Below are 16,972 nucleotides of genomic sequence, written 5' to 3' on the forward strand. Positions count from 1 at the left end.
GGTGTACTGGCAGCCACGGTCGGCATGGAAGATGACTTGCTCGGCCAGCTCGCCACGCAGCGCGACTGCCATCGACAGCGCCGACTCAACCAGGTCAGTACGCAGGTGCTCATCGATGGCCCAGCCGATCACCCGCCGGCTACAGCCGTCCCGTACCGCGCACAAGTACAGCCAGCCCTGACCGGTACGCAAGTAGGTGATGTCACTGGTCCACACCCGGTCGAGCGTGCCGGTGTCAAACCGGCGCCCCACCAGGTCCTTGGGCACAGGTGCGTCGAGATCGACGATGGTGGTGGCTGGGGCGAAGCGGCGCGGACAGATCCCGGCCAGACCCTGACGACGCAGCGAGGCCGACACCGTTTTTCGCGACACCGCCGCCCCGGCAGCACGCAGATCGGCCAAAATCCGCGGGGCGCCGTACACGCCGTCGGAGGCTTGGTGGAACCCGGCAACCGCGACGTCGAGCTCGGCACGCCGCTGCGCTGCCGACGAGGGCCCCTGCGCGGCTGCTTTGCGCCATTTGTAGAACCCCGATCGCGACACCTGCAGCAGCTCACACATCCGCTTGACCGCGTAGATGGCCTTCTCCGACTCGATCACCCGGTATGCCTCTACCGGTGTTGTTCGGAGACGAAGAAGGCCGCGGCTTTTTTCAAAAACTCACGATCCAAACGTAATTCGGCGTTCTCCCGGCGCAAACGCTCCAGTTCTGCGCGCTCATCGGTATCCAACACCGCGCCAGTATCGCCAGCTGCGGCCGTCTCCTTGGCCAGGCGCACCCAACGACCCAGCACTTGTTCACCAACACCGATTTCGGCCGCTACATGCGCCACCGGCCGACCGGTCTCAATCACCAGGCGGGCAGCGTGCTCCCGAAACTCCGGGGTGTACTTCCGACGCTTGCCCGACATACAGACAACCTTCCCGCAGGACCAGCAGTCCCACCAGTTAGGTGTCCACCATCAGGGGTCAATCCCAGTCGACGTTGGCGTTCCAATGGCACAGCGCCACGTAGTCGGCGTCGGCCGCCAGGTGGCCGGCAACCGCGCTTTCGCACTCCGCCAAGCGGGGAGCCTCGCGGGTCAGCCGCGCCAGGAACCCGGGTGAGCGGACCCCGGCGGGCACCAGCCCGGGGTGGGTCTGGATGAACTCGACCAGTTCGGCCACCCGCCGACCGAGCTGCGCGCCGGGATGCGCCGCCCGCGGCCCCACCGTCGCGGCGCGCACGTCCAGCGGAAAGTGCGCGGTCAATGCGGCCGGCAGGCCGCCGGCACGATGGGTGCCGGCGAGCCGGGCCAGCGCGACGAGCAACGCCCGATAGTGCTCCAGCGGCTCCGGCATCTCGTAGTCGAGGCACTTGTGGTACTGGCGTTCGACACCATTGGCGCCGAACATGATTCGTTCGGTGATGAGAATGCCGGTGCCGGTCCGGCGGTGGTAGTCGGCGAACTGCGGGCGAGGCACCGCGATGGGAAAGCGCGGCGCGCGTGACAACACGGCGAATCGGACCTCCGATTCCATCTGCGTCCGGCCGCGGTCGCGCACCGGGTCGTCGAAATCGCGGGAGAACTTGACGAACAACTCAGTGGGCAGCTCCGGTGCGGGCTCGTCGTAGTCGACCGACAGCATGGCCTTGCGCCCGGTGCTGCCGGCCTCGATTTCCCGGTAGTCGCCGATGCCCGTCACGCTGTTCTCCCCGAGCACGCCGGCGACACGAAATGCCTTGGTGAGAAAGGACGCTCCGTCACTGAGCAACGTCGCGGGGTCGGCCGGAAACGGCAAGCCGTACTGATCGCCGACCACCCAATGCGGAGTCACGCGACTACCAGGTCTGTTCGGCGGCGCGCACCAGCATGTGGTTGACGGCCACCCGCCGATCGCGGGTCACCATGAACAGCACCGCGTCGGCGATATCCTGCGGGCGCAGCATCACCATGCCCGCGGTCTGGCGTTCGAAAGCCTCCCGAGACGGCTCCGACAGATGGCCGAAGATCTCGGTGTCGACCGTTCCGGGCCCCACCACGCCGACCCGCACCCGCTTGCCCAGCACCTCCTGGCGAATGCCCTCGCTGAACGCGTTCACACCGAACTTGGTCAACGAGTACACGGCGGTGTTCGGCCGGGCCACCCACCCGGCGGTGGAGCTGATGGTGACCAGATCGGCGACGCCGCGCGGTGAATCGGCGGCGGCGTCGACCAGGTGCGGCAGCGCCGCGCGGGTCGCGTACAGCACGCCTTGCACGTTGACGGCCACCATCCGGTCCCAGTCCCGCAGCGACGCTTCGGTGGCGGGCCCGGACTGCATCAGGCCGGCATTGTTGACCAGGATGTCCAGCCGCCCGAATTCCGCGACGGTGCGCTGCACGGCGGCAGCCACCCGCTCGGCGTCCGTGACGTCGGCGGGCACGACAAGGGCTGTGCCACCGGAGCATTCGATCTCGGCTTGCAGCTCCGCCAGCCGGTCGGCGCGTCGCGCGAGCAGCGCCACCGCGGCGCCCTCGGCGGCCAGGGCTGTGGCCGTCGCCGCGCCGATGCCGCTGCTCGCACCGGTGACCAGGGCCGCCGTGTGGGCCAGTGTCGTCATGTTCCGCCCGTCGCCCGTGATCCGGCCGCCGGCGCCGGTGCGCCGAGGATTTCGCGCAGCACGTAATCGGTGTCCTCGCCCAGATCGGGTGCCCCGCGCGTGATCCGGGCCGGCCGGCGCGTCATCCGCCAGGACGGCCCGACGATCGGTCGCTGACCCTCGCGGTGATCGGTGACGAAGCGGTACAGCTCCCGATCCCAGAGCCGCTGGTCGCCGATCACGTCCGGCACCGTGGCGCTCTTGGCGGCGGGCACCCCCGCCGCGCGCAGCCGCGCCGCGAGCCGCTCGGCATCGTGCCCACGGGTAAGTCGACCGAGGTCGGCGTCCAGTGCGTCGGTGTGCCGGTGCCGCGCGTCCCGCGTGGCGTAGCGGCCGTCGCCGGAAAGGGCTGGGGCGTCGAGCACGTCGCACAACGCGCCCCATTCCGCGTCGGTCGCGACGGCCACGCTGATCCAGGCGCCGTCGGCGCACGGGTAGCAACCGTGCGGACACATGTCGTGATGGTAGTTGCCGTTGGGCGTCAGCGGCTTTCCGGTCACGGCGTGTTCCAGCAAGCAGTCACCGCTCAGCGCTGAGAGGGTTTCCACCGCCGAGACGTCGACGAACTGCCCGGTGCCGCCGAGTTCACGATGCAGCAGCGCCACCACAGCCGCGTACGCCGCGGCGGCCCCGACCGTCGAATCCCCGTAGCGCATGCTGGTGCCCAGCGGCGGCCCGCCGGGGTAGCCCACCAGCGAGGCCAGCCCGGCCAGCGCGGCAAAGCATGGCGCATAACCGGTTTGATGCCCCAGCGGCCCGTCATTGCCCCACATCTTGATCGACACCGAGATGATGTCGGGTTTGATCTGCGTGAGCTGGTGATAGCCCAGACCCTGGCGTTCCATCGCGCCCGGGCGCAGGTTGTTGATGACGATGTCGCTGCGGGCGATCAGGTCGCGCAGCCGGGCCATGTCTTCGGTCGATTTGATGTCGAGGTCGACGCTGAGGATCTCGGGGTTGATGCTCAAAAAGTAAGGCGCATGGTTGATGTCGGTGCCGCCGTAGGCGCGCATTTCCTCGGGGCTGTCGGCGGTTTCGATCTTGATGACTTCGGCGCCCAGCATCGCCAGCAGCTTCCCCGCGTACGGGCCGGCCCAGACCTTGGTGAGTTCGACGACGCGCACCCCTTCCAGCGGTCCGCCGCGCCGATCCCTGGGCGTTCTGAGCTGCGCCGCCTTGACCGCCGGCCGGGGCCGCCCGGTGGCGATGCCGTCCAGCACCGGCCGGGTGTGCTGTCCGAGACTGGGTGCAGCAGTGGAGATCCGGGCCGGGGACGCGCTGAACAGATACGGCACGGTGGGGTACGCCGCTTCGCCCAACACGGGATGGCGGACCCGCTGAAAGAAGCCGCGGTGGCGATACTGCGGCGAGCGGTGCAGATCCGCGGCGCCGTTCACCGGCACCAGCGGCACGCCCAACCGCTGGGCCCGCTCGGAAACTTCCTCCCTGGGCAACCCGGCCACCCAGGCGGCGAAGCCCCGCCGGAACGTGGCGACCTTGTCGGCGGTGACGGAGAACTCCAGCCAGTCGTCGTCGAATTCGTCCAGCCATTTCGGTTGGCCCATCAGGGTTTTCATCCCGTGCCAGTGCGCGCGGCTGGTCATGTACAGGTAGACGTACCCGTCCGCACACGCGAAGAACGCCGCCGGCCCGGATTGGTCGTAGTCATCACGGGTGCCGTCGGCCGGCACCTCGCCGGTGATGAACCGGCCCAGGATGCAGTCGGCGCGCGACACCAGCACCGCATGCGCCGAGATGTCGATGCACTCGCCGGTGCCGGTGTGCAGACGGCCGAACAGCGACGACGCGACGCACAGCGCGGCCTCCAGCCCGGCCTCGTAGTCGGCCAGGAATCGGCCCGGGCCCTGCAGCGGCGGCTTGGCCGGATCGGCGTGGCTGGGCGTGTGATACCCCCAGCCACTGGCATGAAACACGTTGATGCTGCGGGCATTGTCGAACTCGGGAGGTGCCCCCTGGCCATGCGGGGTGATGGTGCAGAACACCACCGACGGGTGTCTGGCGGCCCAATCGGTGGCCGGTGGTCCGATCACCGCGTCGGCGGTCTCGATGAGCTGGTGCAGCCGCGCGGTGCCGGACGCCGAGGCGAGGTCGAGAACCACGGACTGCTTGTTGGTATTGAGGTAGGCGAACAGCACGCTGCCCTCGCATCCGCCGGCCAGCACGGGTGCCATGGCCCGGGTGGCGCTGCCGCGCTCCGGCGGCTCGACCTTGATCACCTCGGCGCCGAAGTCGGACAGCAGCTTTCCGCAGTACTCCCCCGCGACGGAATCGGCCAGCTCGATGACCCTGATCGCGGTCAGCGCCGACATGCCCGCTCTCCCAATGTGTTCAGGGCTTCGCGCGGCCCGAGCGGCTCAGCCGCCACTCCGGCGGGAAGTTCAGGTCGTTGTCCTTGACCACGTTGTTGAGGCCCTTCTCGAAGGTGCCCGCGGTCAGGTCGACCTCTTCGGCGTCGTTGGCGATCAGCGGCAGCATGCCCTCCACCAGGCCGGTCAGCAGGCTGCCGAAGTACTCGCCCTTGTGCTGCTTGTAGAGCTCCAGAAAGGTCTTCTGAACGGCGACCGTATCTGTCGGGCGCGCCTTGGAGCATGCCAGCGCGTACTTCTCGGTCTCCGCCTCCAGCTTGTCGCGCGGCACCACACTGTTGACGAACCCGCAGTCGTACATCTCCTTGGCGCTGAACGGCCTTCCGGTGAAAAGCATTTCGGAGAACTTGCGCAGCCCCATGGTCTCGGCCCACCACCACAGCCGCGGCCCCCAGCCCACGTAGCGGAAGGCCGGGTGACCGAACAGGGCGTCATCGCTGGCGATCACCAGGTCGGCGTCGCCGGCCTGGTAGAAATGCCACCCGTAGCAGTAGCCCTTGGCCTCGATGATGCTGATCTTCCGAAGCTCTTGCAGCGGACGGTTTCCGGCGCGCGCCTTGGCGTAGAAGTCGGTGACGGTGGACAGGTAACGGTAGGAGCCGCCGGGCGGGTACTTGACATCGTCGTCGTTGATCGCGAGCTCGTGCAGCAGCGGCATGCCCGGGTTTTCCAGCATGCCGCGCTGTTCGGGCAGGTCCCCGCCGCTGCCGAAGTCCTCCCCCTCGCCGCGGATCACCACCACCTTGACGTCGTCGTCCACGTTGCACTTGTGGATCAGGTCGGCGTAATTCTGCCGCATGCCCAGGGTGGCGGAGTTCTGCGCGTCGGGACGGTCGAAGGTGATGTAGGCGATCCGGTTCTTCTTGTCCTTTTCGAACTTGATGTACTGCTCGGCTTCCTTCTTCAATTCTTCGTAGTCGTATTCGGGCATGGTTCTCTTCTTTCGGTTGATGCGGAGTTTTCGCGTCTACTTGAGCAAGCTGCCCGCGTCGACGGGAAGCGAAACGCCAGTGACATAACGTGATTCGTCGGAGGCGAGGAACAAAACGGCGTTGCTGATGTCACTGGCGTCCACCCAGGGCACCGGCAGCGTGTGCATCATCTGCGAGATGGGGGCGAAGTCGTCCGGCCCGGGATTCTCCAGGTCCGGCCGGAACAGGCGAAACGTCTGGTCGTTCATCACCATCGTGGTGCTGACCTGGGTGGGCAGCACCGCATTGACCCGGATCATGTGCGGGCCCAGTTCGACGGCGAAGGCCCGCATCAAGCCGATGACGCCGTGTTTGGCGGCGATGTAGTGACCGGTGTTCGGGTAGGCCTTGCGGCCGCCCACCGAGCTGGTGAGCACGATTGACCCGCCGCGACCTCCGGAAAGGACATGCGGGACACCGGCTTTGACTGTGTGCCAGACACCGGTCAGGTTGATGTCGATCATGTCCTGCCACACGTTGTCGCGGATCTTGTGCAGCTTCCTGCCGTCGGTGCCGACGCCGGCGTTGGCGACGATGATGTCGAGGCGGCCGAGTTGTTCCACCCCGCTGTCCACCGCGGACTTCAGCGCCTCGAAATCGCGCACGTCGACCTGCGCGGTGACGATGCGACGGTCGAGATCCTTGACCAGGTCCGCGGTTTCGGCGAGGTCTTCGGGTGTTGAGTGCGGATACGCCAGGTTCTCGATCGGCCCGCAGATGTCGATGGCGATGATGTCGGCGCCCTCTTGCGCCAACCGCACGGCGTGGCTGCGGCCCTGACCACGGGCGGCGCCGCTGATGAAGGCCACCTTGCCCGCTACCCGGCCGGTCATCACGGCACCAGCGCCGGCATACACTCCCAGCCCCGCACCGTGGAGGTCGGGCTGAGGGTGGCCCTGCTCAGGTCGACATCCCATTCGGGGAATCGCTTCAGGATCTCTTCCAGTGCGACGCGGCCTTCCAGCCGGGCCAGCGCCGATCCAAGGCAGAAATGCGTGCCCATGCTGAACGTGAGGTGCGGACGGACCGCCCGGTGGATATTGAATTCTCCTGCATCCGGGCCGAATTGGGCTTCGTCGCGGCACGCCGACCCGATGAGCATCATCATCACGCTGCCTTCGGGCACGGTCTGGTCGTGCACCACCACGTCGCGGGTGACATACCGGGACACGTGCGGCGCCGGCGGCTCATAGCGCAGCAGCTCCTCGATGGCCTGCGGGATGAGCGCGGGGTTCTCGACGAGGTCGCGACGCTGATCGGGGTGCTCGGCGAGAACCTTTCCGGTCCAACCGATCAGGCGTGTCGTCGTTTCGTTGCCCGCCCCGGCGACGACGTTCAGGTACACCAGGATTTCTTCCCGGGTCAACCGGCGGGTGGTGCCGGTTTCGTCGACGAATTCGACGTTGAGTAATTCGGTCATGATGTCGTCGGACGGATGCTCGGCGCGCCAGTCGATGTAGGCCTCGAACTGCTCGCCCACCGACAGCCCCTGCTCGGCGGCCTTCATTGGTTTGCCGGCCTCGGTGCGCAGTTGCGCATTGCCGCGGTCGCGGATGTATTCCTGGTCGTCCTCGGGAATGCCGAGCAGCATGCTGATCACCTTCATCGGCATCTGCGCGCCCAGATCGGTGACGAAGTCGAAGTGGCCGGTGCCCACCAGCGGGTCCAGGCATTGGGCGCAGAAGTCGCGGATCATCGGTTCCAGCGCGGCGATCCTGCGCGGGGTGAATATCCGGGACAGCAGCTTGCGGTGCACGTCGTGAATGGGCGGGTCTTCGAAGATCAGCATGCCCGACGGGATGTCCAGGTTGGCCTTGATCAGCTCCAGGATCGCGCCGCGCGCCGAGCTGTAGGTCTCGTGGTCCACCAGCGCCTTGCTGACGTCGGCGTACCGGCTCACCGCGTAGAAGTCGTATTCGGCGTTGTAGTAGAGCGGCGCCTCCTCGCGCAACCGCGCGAACATGGGATAAGGGTCGGCGATCAGCCCGACGTCGTACGGATCGAATCGGACATCACTGTCGGTGCTGGCTGTCACGAAATCCCTCCTGCCGCTGCAATTCTCGCTGCCCTGCCCGCACCGGCGCGCCGGATTCGGTTGAAGGCACTTTCTACACTCCGCTTAATTGCGTCGCTAACACGTGCGCGCCGGTTCCGTTGAAAGCGGTGCATGAACATGGGCTCACTCTATTCTCGTAGAGAACCATACAGCGGATGAACTGGCAAGAGCCAGCGCATCCGAACACCGTGTCCGCCCGGTTTCATTCCGAGTCGGCCGCCCGGCGGTGCGCCGCCGCTTGACCACCGGTTCGCGTCAGCCGCCCCTTGTCCGGGCTCTTCAAAATCCCCGTGGCGATCGCCGACAGGATCCCGTCCAGCTGTTCGGGACTGTCGACGATCCGGTCGCCGTGGACGAGTCGCTGCAGCAGGCCGTTGATGAACGTCAGCGTGACGTTGCTCAGGTCCTCGACGACGGCCGGATCGAGCTGGGCGCCGTGCGGCATCAGTTGCACCAGGATCTCCCGGTGCAGCTTGGTGAACGCGTCGGTGGCCTGCTGCAGGATCGCGGCCAGCGCGGGGTCGCGGGTGGCCTGCAGGGTCAGTTCGTATCGGGCCCGGGTTCGGTACAGCTGCGGGTCGGCGCCGGCCTGGGCGACGACTTGCGACAACCGCGACGGCGAGGGTCCGGGGCCGGAGCTGTCCGCAATCTCCTGCAGCTCGGCCAGGTCCAGCTCGGCCAGCCGCTCGGCCGCCGCGCGCAGCAGTGCCGACCGGGTGCGGAAATAGAACGAGGTGGTCCCGTCCGGCACCCCGGCCTTGCGGTCGACCTTGAGGTGGCTCAGCCCTTTCGCGCCGTCGTCGGCCAATAACCGAATCGCCGCATCGCACAGATCGCGGCGGCGTTCGGCGGGATTGGGCTTGCGTCGTTTATCCATATTTCTTGAGAATGCATTTCCCGAGAAACCGACCCTACTCTATATTCGTAGTGCCGGTAAAGCGTGCCGTACCTGGTGTGCGCTGCTTTCCGGCGGGCGGAAAGCAGCGCTGTCGTGGGTACAGTGTGTCCGGATGAATGACCGCCGAAGCTTCGCGAGCACTCCCGTCGCCCGCCTGGCGTGCGTCGCGCTGTGCGCGGCGGCGCTGGCGGGTTGCCAGCAACCGCACAAGCCGGCGCCGACGAGCTCGTCGACCACCCCCACCACCACGGCGAGCCTCACCGCGCCGGCCGCACCGCCACCGACCATGCGGATCGCGCCGTTGCCGGTCCGGCCGGTGACCAAGTCGCAGCCGACCACCCCCGCCGTCAAGTGCCCGGCCATCGACCCGACCGTCCCGGTGCCGCCGACCGACGGCCTCACCACCTGCGACATCGCCAGGGCCACGGTGTACACACTGGGCCCGGAGGCCATGCAGCTCGGGCTGATCAACGTCGACCCGCCGAAGTCGCTGACCGCCGACTACTACGAAGTGACGTTGGTACTCGATCCTGCGTCGGCGTCGGCATGGGCGGCATTCACCGGCGAGCATCCCAAGGACCACATCGCCTTCATCCGGGACAACCTGGTGGTGGAAGCGCCGATCATCGAAGAGCAGGTGACCTCCGGGCGGATCGCGCTGACCACCCAAACCGCCCAGGGCGCCGCGCAGTTGGCTCAACTGGTCGGGCGCCCCGGCTGATCTCGGCGCGTATCCGTTTCGCGGCCAACCGATTTCAGGTCGGGTAGCGCAGCGGCAGGCCCGCGGCGCGGTAAATCGCATCGATGACGGTCATGTTGTCGACCGCGTCGCGCGCGCTGGTCTTGACCGGCTCGCCGCGCAGCACCGCCGCGGCGAAGGCATCCAACTGATAGGCATAGGAGGCCCGGCGCTCGAACCGTTCCGTCCGCCTGCCGTCGCGTGAGCGGACCGTCAGCCGGTGGAAGGCCTGCGGCAGCACCGGATTCACGATGCGCAGCTCCCCGTGCTCGCCGACCACCCGGGCGCTGATCTGCAGCAACCGTGTCGACCACATCGAGCAACGCACCCGGCCCGTGTGGCCGGCCGGGAACCGCAGCTCGGCCGTCATGGCTCGGTCGACTTTCGGGCCACGCAATTTCGCTTGTGCGGAAACAACTTCCGGGGAACGACCGCCGAAGGTGCGGGCCATGTGCACGGCGTAGCAGCCGGCGTCCATGGTGGCCCCGCCGGCAAGGGCGTAGTCGTAGCGGATGTCGGAGAACTTCGGCAGCGGGAAGCACAGCGCGGCCTCCACGTGCTGCAGCGTGCCCAGCTCGCCGGAGGCGATGATCTCCTCGGCGCGCAGGGTCAGCGGGTGGTAGCGATAGTGGAAGGCCTCCATCACGACGCGGTCCGAATGCTCCGCCAGGTCCGCGATCTCGCGCGCCTCGGCCGCATTGGCTGTGAACGGCTTCTCGCACAGCACGTGTTTGCCGGCGGCCAGCGCCGCCCTGGTCCAGCGGCCGTGCAAGCCGTTCGGCAGCGGGTTGTAGATCGCGTCGATGTCGGGGTCGGCGATCAGCGCCTCGTAATGGTCGTGCACGGTGGCGATGCCGTGGCGGGTCGCGAAGGCGCGGGCGCGGGATGCGTCCCGGGCCGCGACTGCGGCCACCACGGCATCGGGATTCTCGGCGGCCGGTTTGATCAGCGCCAGCGGCGCGATGCGGGCAGCACCCAATATGCCTATCCGCAGCTTGGGCGCATGCACTTCAGCCATTGCGCTCACCCGGCCCTCGGTGGGCGAACGGCGGCGCCGCCACGGTATCGGTCTTACCCAAGTGAACTGGGACCAAGTCGACTGTCATCTGCACTCGCCGTGCCATACGCGCATGGTAGCCAGCTGCGGTTAGAGTCGGCGGATGGGGCAGGTAACCGACCACTGGCGTGCCGCTCGGCTGGCGTCGGCGTTGTATGACACCGCCGCAATGCACGATCGCGTCGCTGCGGTGGGCGCAAAAGCATTGTGGGGGTTGGCGTTGCGCGACCTGCTCGCCGAGGTTCGGCGTGTCGGTGCAGCTCCCCCGGGCGCCTATGTGCTGGACATCCCATGCGGCGGAGGGTTCGCCTTTCGCGGATTGCGCGCCGGGCAGGATTGCCGTTATGTGGCCGCTGACATTTCCTCGGACATGCTGAGACGGGCACGCAGTCGGGCCACTCGGTTCGGCGTGGCCGACCTGATGGAGTTCACCGAGGCCGATATCACGTGTTTGCCGTTCCCGGAGAACACCTTTGACCTGGCGTTGACTTTCAACGGGCTGCATTGCCTGCCGGACCCCCGAGCGGCGGTTTTCGAGCTTGCCCGGGTGCTCAAGCCTGGTGGGATCCTTCGCGGCACAACATGTGTACGTGGTCGCGGCTGGCGCCAGGATCGCTTTGTCACGGCGTTGCAGGCGGCGGGTTTTTTCGGGAACACGCCCGGTGCCGGTGACGTATCGCGCTGGTTCGGGGAGGCAGGACTCGAGATCGTGGACGCACGGCACAGTGGTTCGGTCGAGCTGTTTGAGGCTGTCCGCCCCAGCGCGTAGCCGAGCAGCCGCGCCCGGAGTCAGAGCTCGGCGTCGAACACCGAGACGGGGTCGAGGATCACGCCGGTCTCTTCGACGTAGCGGTCCCACAGGGCCAGCAGCTCGGCCAGCTTGTCCGGCCTCGCGGCGGCTAGATCGTCGACCTCGCCGGGGTCGGACGCCAGGTCGTACAGCTGCCAGCTGCCCGGACCGTAGGGGGCCGGCAGATGCAGCGCCTTCCAGTTGCCCTGACGGATGGCGCGGCGGCCGAACAGCTCCCATCCGGTTCCGGTGTCGGCGTCGTGAACGGTGTCCGCGGCGCCGGACAGATACCCGACCAATGAGCGGCCGCGCATGGGCGCCACCTCGCGGCCCCGGTAGGCGGTGCCCGGATGGCTGGTCCCGGCCAGTTCCAGCAGCGTCGGCGCGATGTCCATGACGGTGCTGAACGCGGTGCCGATCTGGCCCTGCCGGGCGAAGCCGGGCCAGGTGATGAAGCCGGTAACCCGGATGCCGCCCTGGGTGGTGAACGCCTTGTGCAGCCGCGACGGCGCGGTGGCCGCCTGCGCCCAGCGCGGGCCGTACCAGATGAACGAGGTGGGCCGGCCGAGGTTGTCCAGGCTGTTGTCGCAATGCTTTTCGATCTGCGCGGCGATCTGCGGGCCGCGCAGCGGCATCGCCTCGACGATGGCGCCCTCGGCGCCGTTGTCGGACAGGAAGATGACGACGGTGTTGTCGAGTTCGCCGGAACGGCTCAGGTAGTCGATCACCCGCCCGACGTTGTAGTCCATTCGGTCGACCATCCCGGCGTAGACCTCCATGGTGCGGGCCGAGCGGGCCCGCTCCTCGTCGGTCATGTCGGCCCACTCCGGCGCGCCGTCGGCGACCACCGGGTGCGGGGTGACGTCGGGTGGGCACAGCCCCAGCCGCTTGAGTGCGGCCAGCCGTTCGGCCCGCAGCACGTCCGGCCCCTCGTCGTAGCGCCCCCGGTATTTCGCGATCGACTCGTCGGGCGCCTGCAGCGGCCAGTGCGGCGCTTGAAACGGCAGATAGGCGAAGAACGGGCGGTCGTCGTCGGGGGCGCGTTCGTCCAGATACCGCAACAGCGTGTCGGTGTAGGAGTCCGACGAGTAGAAGTCGTCGCCGACGCTGACGAACCGATCGTCTTCGGTGTAAAGCGTTGGCACCGGCGAAAACCCGCGTGCCCCCGAGCCGCCGTAGTGGCTGGCGCCGGCCGGCAGCAGGGCGAACGAGCGCTCGAAGCCGCGCGCCCACGGCGACGTCTCGATGGTGGCGCCCAGGTGCCATTTGCCCGACATCAGGGTCAGGTAGCCGGCGTCGCGCAGCAGTTCGGGCAACGCGACCACCCGGTCGTTCAGGTAGCCCTCGTAGCCGGGTGCGCCGTGGAATTGCGGGGCCGCGACCTCGAGCATGGTGCCGATGCCGGCGATGTGGTGGTCGGTCCCGGTCAACAGCATCGCCCGGGTCGGCGAGCAGGCCGGCGCCGAATGGAAATCGGTGAGCCGGATCCCGGCGTAGGCCAGGCGGTCGAGGTTGGGCGTCTCGATCTCCCCGCCGAATGCGCCGAGGTCGGAGAAGCCGAGGTCGTCTGCAACGATCACCAGGAAGTTGGGGCGCTTCACGGTCAAGCATCCTGCCAGGTCCGCCGCCAGGGCGGAATGCCGCGGCTCGCTAGGGTCGGGGCAGGCGCGTGAGCGCACGCGCGCGGGAACGGCGAAAGGCAGGCAGATGTTGGCGCAGTTCGGGATGTCCATACCCCTGGTCGCCGCCCCGATGTCGGGCGGACCGACCACCCCGGCGATGGTGTCGGCGGCCGCCCGGGCGGGCGCGCTGGGCATTCTCGCCGCCGGATACAAAACGGTGCAGGGCATCGAGGCGGAGATCAAAGCCGTTCGCGCCGAGTCGATCCCATTCGGGGTCAACCTGTTCGCGCCCAACCCGGTCCCGGTCGACCCGCAACGCTACCGGGATTACCACGGCATCATCCAGCGGGAAGCCGACCAGTTCGGCCTGACGCTGCCGCCCCAACCCGTCGAGGATGACGACGCCTTCGACCAGAAGATCGCGCTGCTGCTCGACGATCCGGTGCCGTTGGTGTCGTTCACCTTCGGCATCCCGCCGCGCGAGGTGATTGCCGCGCTGCGGCGCGCGGAAACCGTTGTGGCCCAGACCGTTACCACGGCCGACGAGGCGGCGCAGGCGCACGATGCCGGGGTGGACATGCTCGTGGTGCAGGCGACGGCCGCCGGCGGGCATTCGGCCACCCTGTCGCCGCAGCGGCCGGTGCCGTCCGTCCCGATCGCCGATCTGGTCCGGCAGGTCACCGCCCGGGTGCCGCTGCCGGTGATCGCCACCGGCGGGCTGGCCACCCCGGCCGCGGTGGCCGAGGTGATCCGGGCGGGCGCGCACGCCGCCGCGGTCGGCACCGTGCTGTTGCGGGCCACCGAAAGCGGCGCCTCGGCCACTCATCAAGCGGCACTGGCCGATCCGGCGTACACCGAGACGGTGCTGACGCGAGCCTTCACCGGCCGCCCGGCGCGCGGCCTGCGGAACGCGTTCATCGACGCGCACGAGGCCGAGGCTCCCCTGGGCTACCCCGCCATCCACCACCTCACCAGCCCGCTGCGTAAGGCCGCCGCGGCGGCGGCGAGGCCGGAGTACGTGCACCTGTGGGCGGGCACCGGATACCGTCATGTGACCGCCGAGCCGGCCGCCGATATTCTGCGCCGGCTGACATCCGCCCTGTGACAGCTCAGTATTCGAAGCGGTTCAACACGTCGTAGCCGCGCCCGCCGGTCAGCCACGTCAGCCGGTAGATCGACCGCACGACGGCCGACGGGATCCGCTGGTAGCCGGCCAGGGCGGGCGACTGCTCGAGGAAGCGCAGCCGGGGATTCCAGTCGGCGATCCGGCGCGCGTCGCGGATGCCCCAGGTGATGATTCCGCGGGTGAAGACCTTGGAGAGCAGCGGGGCCAGCGCCGAGAGCGTGTCGAAATGCATTTCGCCGCCGGGGAATCGGTCGATCAGGCGCTGCAGCAGCAGCCGGACCTCGTCCTCGCGCAGGTACATCAGCAGCCCCTCGGCCACCATCAGGGTGGGACGTCCGGCCGGAACCTCGTCCAGCCATTGCAGCTCGGTCACCGACGAGCCGATCATGCGATAGTTCTCGGTGTCGTCGTAGAGCCGGCGGCGCAGCCCGATGACGCTGGGCTGGTCGACGTCGAACCAGGAAACCGACGGCGGCACTGACACCCGGAAGGCCCGGCCGTCCAGGCCGCAGCCCAGGTGCAGCACGACGGCGTCGGGATGGCGGGCCAAAAACTCGGCGCACCAGTCGTCGAACTGCACGGCGCGCAGCGCGACGAGGTACTGATTCGACGCCGGCAACGACATGCGATGGATTCTCTTGAAGTCGTACCGGATCCGGTCCACCGCCTCGGTGGCCGCCGTGTCCCCCAGAATCGGCTGCCGCGAACGGCTTTCGCAGGCTCGCAGGTACAGCGTGACGAGGTTGGTCCATTCCACCGATCCCCAGGCGACCGAACTGAAGTCGACCTTCTCCGTGGCCGTCACGATTGCCTCCTCCTGGCCGACTTGGTCGAACCGGCCTTCTTGGCGGCCTTGGTCGGACCGGCCGTCTTGGCCGAGCGGTATTCGGTCCACATCCGCATCAGCTGATCGCGGTAGTCCCGGGTGCAGAACTCGCAGAAGTCGCGGAAGTCCTCGACCCGCCGGCGTTGCTCGGCGCGGTCGTCACCCAGCACCGACAGCGCGAACTCGGCGGGCTCGATGCCCAGCCGCATCAGCGACAGCTGGGTTTCCAGCACACTGGTGAATCCGCCCGGGGTGACCCGGTAAAGGTGTTGACGGTTGGGGCTGGGCAACCGCTCCACCATGCCGCCGTCCAGCAGTTGCCGGGCGACCGTACTGATCGAGGCCTTGCTCACCGACAACGCGTCGGCCAGCTGGGTCAGCGACTGCTGCGGCGGTTCGCAGATCAGCAGCCAGCCGTAGACCCGGCCCATCGTGCGGGTGGCGCCGAGCAACTCGAAGAACAGCCCGAGGCGGTCGACGAACTCGGCCTCGTCCGGGGACATGGGCCTCCACGTTGGGTTGCATCGTTAAGTACATACTTAACGTACAACATGCAAGCGGGCTTTGTCACGGAACCCCGGTCACGGGGTCAGATCAGAACGCGTCGGGGTTTTGCTGCACCTGGATCGGCACCGGATGCTGGTACAAACGAGAGGCGTTCTGCCAGGTGAACTTACGGATGACATCGGCAGGCAGATCACCGATTTGTTCGTGAACGGTCTGCTGGGTGTGCGGCCACGTCGAATCGCAGTGCGGGTAGTCGGCTTCCAGCATGATGTTGTCGACGCCGATCCGGTCGTGCTGCACGAACGACGACTTGTCTTCGACCGCGCAGAACCAGAAGTTGCGCACCAGCACCTCGGCCGGAGTCAGCCGCTCGCCGAGCGCCTGCCAGGTGCCGTACATGGCGTGGTAGCTGAGCATGTGGTCGAGGCGATCCAGAAGACCTGCGACCCAACCGATTCCGCCTTCGGACAAGCAGATCTTGAGGTCGGGGAACCTGCTGGGCAGCCCGGAGTAGAGCCAGTCCACCGCCGCGGAGATCGCGTAGGCGAAGAACAGCACGCCCTGCACGTCCGGCGGCGCATCTGCGGTCGTCGACGGCGAGGATCCCGACGATCCGATGTGCAGGTTGACGACGGTGCCGGTCTCGGCGCAGGCGGCCATCATCGGGTCCCAGTGGCCGGTGTGGATGCTGGGCAGGCCGAGCATCGCAGGGTTCTCGCTGAAGGTCACGGCGTGAAAGCCTCGTTCGGCGTTCTCATAAATCATCTTCGCGCCGAGTTCGGGGTCCAGCAGCCAGGGCAGTTGGCAAGGAATGATGCGGTCGGGGTACGAGCCCGCCCAGACCTCGAAATGCCAGTCGTTCCAGGCCCGTACACAGGCCAGAGCGAGGTCACGATCGTCCGTCAGCTGCTGCAGCCGCTGGCCGGCGAATCCCGGCAGGAACGACGGGAAGTTGAGCGAGGCGTAGACGCCGTTGAGGTCCATGTCTTTGACGCGTTCATGGATATCCCAAGCGCCCCTGCGCATTTCGTCGAATCGTACCGGCTCGAAGCCGTACTCGGCCACCGGCCGCCCGACCACCGCGTTGAACCCGACATTGGGCAGTTGCCGGCCGTCGTACACCCAGGTCTGTCCCCCGGTGTCGGTGTCCACGACGCACGGCGCCCGGTCGGCGAACTTGCGGGGCACCCGCCCGGCGAAGGTGTCCGGGGGTTCGACGATGTGGTCGTCGACCGAGATCAGCGTGTAGCGGCGCGGGGCGCGGGGCGGATCGGGCAACAGGGTGACCGTGCGCTGGGCGCCGGTTTTCGCGGTGGTGAAGTTCAGGTCGGTGGCCAGCTCATCGATGGATTTCATGCCCTGATCCCCTT

16 protein-coding genes and 1 pseudogene are annotated in these 16,972 nt (G+C 67.8%); 3 read left to right on the top strand and 14 right to left on the bottom strand.

Annotated elements, in window-relative coordinates; genetic code table 11:
• The 9 genes and pseudogenes from H7I87_RS15295 to H7I87_RS15335 all read right to left on the bottom strand — a co-directional run.
• A partial coding sequence (locus H7I87_RS15295) for an IS3 family transposase (protein ID WP_264002756.1) occupies positions 1-600 on the bottom strand: 600 nt, incomplete at its 3' end.
• A gap of 11 nt (positions 601-611) precedes the next feature.
• Entirely contained in the window at positions 612-911 is a 300-nt protein-coding gene (locus tag H7I87_RS15300) for a transposase (protein ID WP_033726987.1), read from the bottom strand.
• A 67-nt stretch (positions 912-978) separates the two neighbouring features.
• A pseudogene (locus H7I87_RS15305) lies at positions 979-1,803 on the bottom strand (hypothetical protein); the annotation flags it as partial.
• A gap of 19 nt (positions 1,804-1,822) precedes the next feature.
• The gene (locus H7I87_RS15310; protein WP_011725177.1) at positions 1,823-2,584 is read right to left on the bottom strand and encodes an SDR family NAD(P)-dependent oxidoreductase; all 762 of its coding nucleotides are present in this window, start codon (positions 2,582-2,584) and stop codon (positions 1,823-1,825) included.
• Positions 2,581-4,953 (bottom strand): CaiB/BaiF CoA transferase family protein, encoded by a 2,373-nt coding sequence (locus H7I87_RS15315; RefSeq protein ID WP_033726988.1) that lies wholly within the window; start codon positions 4,951-4,953, stop codon positions 2,581-2,583. The genes H7I87_RS15310 and H7I87_RS15315 overlap by 4 nt, the downstream gene beginning before the upstream one ends.
• Before the next feature lie 19 nt (positions 4,954-4,972).
• On the bottom strand, positions 4,973-5,941 hold the full coding sequence (locus H7I87_RS15320; protein WP_003876433.1) for an enoyl-CoA hydratase/isomerase family protein: 969 nt from the start codon (positions 5,939-5,941) through the stop codon (positions 4,973-4,975).
• Between the two features lie 36 nt (positions 5,942-5,977).
• Positions 5,978-6,814 (bottom strand): mycofactocin-coupled SDR family oxidoreductase, encoded by an 837-nt coding sequence (locus H7I87_RS15325; RefSeq protein ID WP_020425430.1) that lies wholly within the window; start codon positions 6,812-6,814, stop codon positions 5,978-5,980.
• Positions 6,814-8,016: a cytochrome P450 gene (locus H7I87_RS15330; protein ID WP_023861717.1), complete on the bottom strand. Its 1,203-nt coding sequence runs from the start codon at positions 8,014-8,016 to the stop codon at positions 6,814-6,816. Before H7I87_RS15330 ends, H7I87_RS15325 begins: the two co-directional genes overlap by 1 nt.
• Positions 8,017-8,239: 223 nt before the next feature.
• Entirely contained in the window at positions 8,240-8,914 is a 675-nt protein-coding gene (locus H7I87_RS15335) for a TetR/AcrR family transcriptional regulator (RefSeq protein ID WP_023861718.1), read from the bottom strand.
• A 133-nt stretch (positions 8,915-9,047) separates the two neighbouring features.
• Between H7I87_RS15335 and H7I87_RS15340 the strand changes: the two genes are divergently transcribed.
• Complete coding sequence (locus H7I87_RS15340; RefSeq protein WP_023861719.1) at positions 9,048-9,656, top strand: SecDF P1 head subdomain-containing protein; 609 nt, start codon at positions 9,048-9,050, stop codon at positions 9,654-9,656.
• A gap of 34 nt (positions 9,657-9,690) precedes the next feature.
• Here the strand turns inward: H7I87_RS15340 and H7I87_RS15345 are convergent, their stop codons facing one another.
• On the bottom strand, positions 9,691-10,692 hold the full coding sequence (locus H7I87_RS15345) for a Gfo/Idh/MocA family protein (RefSeq protein WP_031345053.1): 1,002 nt from the start codon (positions 10,690-10,692) through the stop codon (positions 9,691-9,693).
• 142 nt (positions 10,693-10,834) lie between these two features.
• On the opposite strand from H7I87_RS15345, the gene H7I87_RS15350 reads away from it, so the two are divergent.
• Entirely contained in the window at positions 10,835-11,500 is a 666-nt protein-coding gene (locus H7I87_RS15350; RefSeq protein WP_023861721.1) for a class I SAM-dependent methyltransferase, read from the top strand.
• A gap of 20 nt (positions 11,501-11,520) precedes the next feature.
• Here H7I87_RS15350 and H7I87_RS15355 read toward each other — a convergent pair whose 3' ends face one another.
• Entirely contained in the window at positions 11,521-13,122 is a 1,602-nt protein-coding gene (locus H7I87_RS15355; RefSeq protein WP_023861722.1) for an arylsulfatase, read from the bottom strand.
• Between the two features lie 106 nt (positions 13,123-13,228).
• Between H7I87_RS15355 and H7I87_RS15360 the strand changes: the two genes are divergently transcribed.
• Positions 13,229-14,248, top strand: a complete 1,020-nt coding sequence (locus H7I87_RS15360; protein ID WP_023861723.1) for an NAD(P)H-dependent flavin oxidoreductase — start codon at positions 13,229-13,231, stop codon at positions 14,246-14,248.
• Between the two features lie 4 nt (positions 14,249-14,252).
• Here H7I87_RS15360 and H7I87_RS15365 read toward each other — a convergent pair whose 3' ends face one another.
• From H7I87_RS15365 to H7I87_RS15375, 3 genes are all read right to left on the bottom strand, one after another.
• Entirely contained in the window at positions 14,253-15,074 is an 822-nt protein-coding gene (locus H7I87_RS15365) for a class I SAM-dependent methyltransferase (protein ID WP_023861724.1), read from the bottom strand.
• The gene (locus H7I87_RS15370) at positions 15,071-15,598 is read right to left on the bottom strand and encodes a GbsR/MarR family transcriptional regulator (RefSeq protein ID WP_023861725.1); all 528 of its coding nucleotides are present in this window, start codon (positions 15,596-15,598) and stop codon (positions 15,071-15,073) included. Before H7I87_RS15370 ends, H7I87_RS15365 begins: the two co-directional genes overlap by 4 nt.
• A gap of 91 nt (positions 15,599-15,689) precedes the next feature.
• A complete protein-coding gene (locus H7I87_RS15375) occupies positions 15,690-16,958 on the bottom strand; it encodes an amidohydrolase family protein (protein ID WP_023861726.1) in 1,269 nt (422 codons plus the stop codon).
• Between the last annotated feature and the right edge of the window lie 14 nt (positions 16,959-16,972).

Source organism: Mycobacterium timonense (assembly GCF_025821985.1).
Classification (GTDB): Bacteria; Actinomycetota; Actinomycetes; order Mycobacteriales; family Mycobacteriaceae; genus Mycobacterium; species Mycobacterium avium.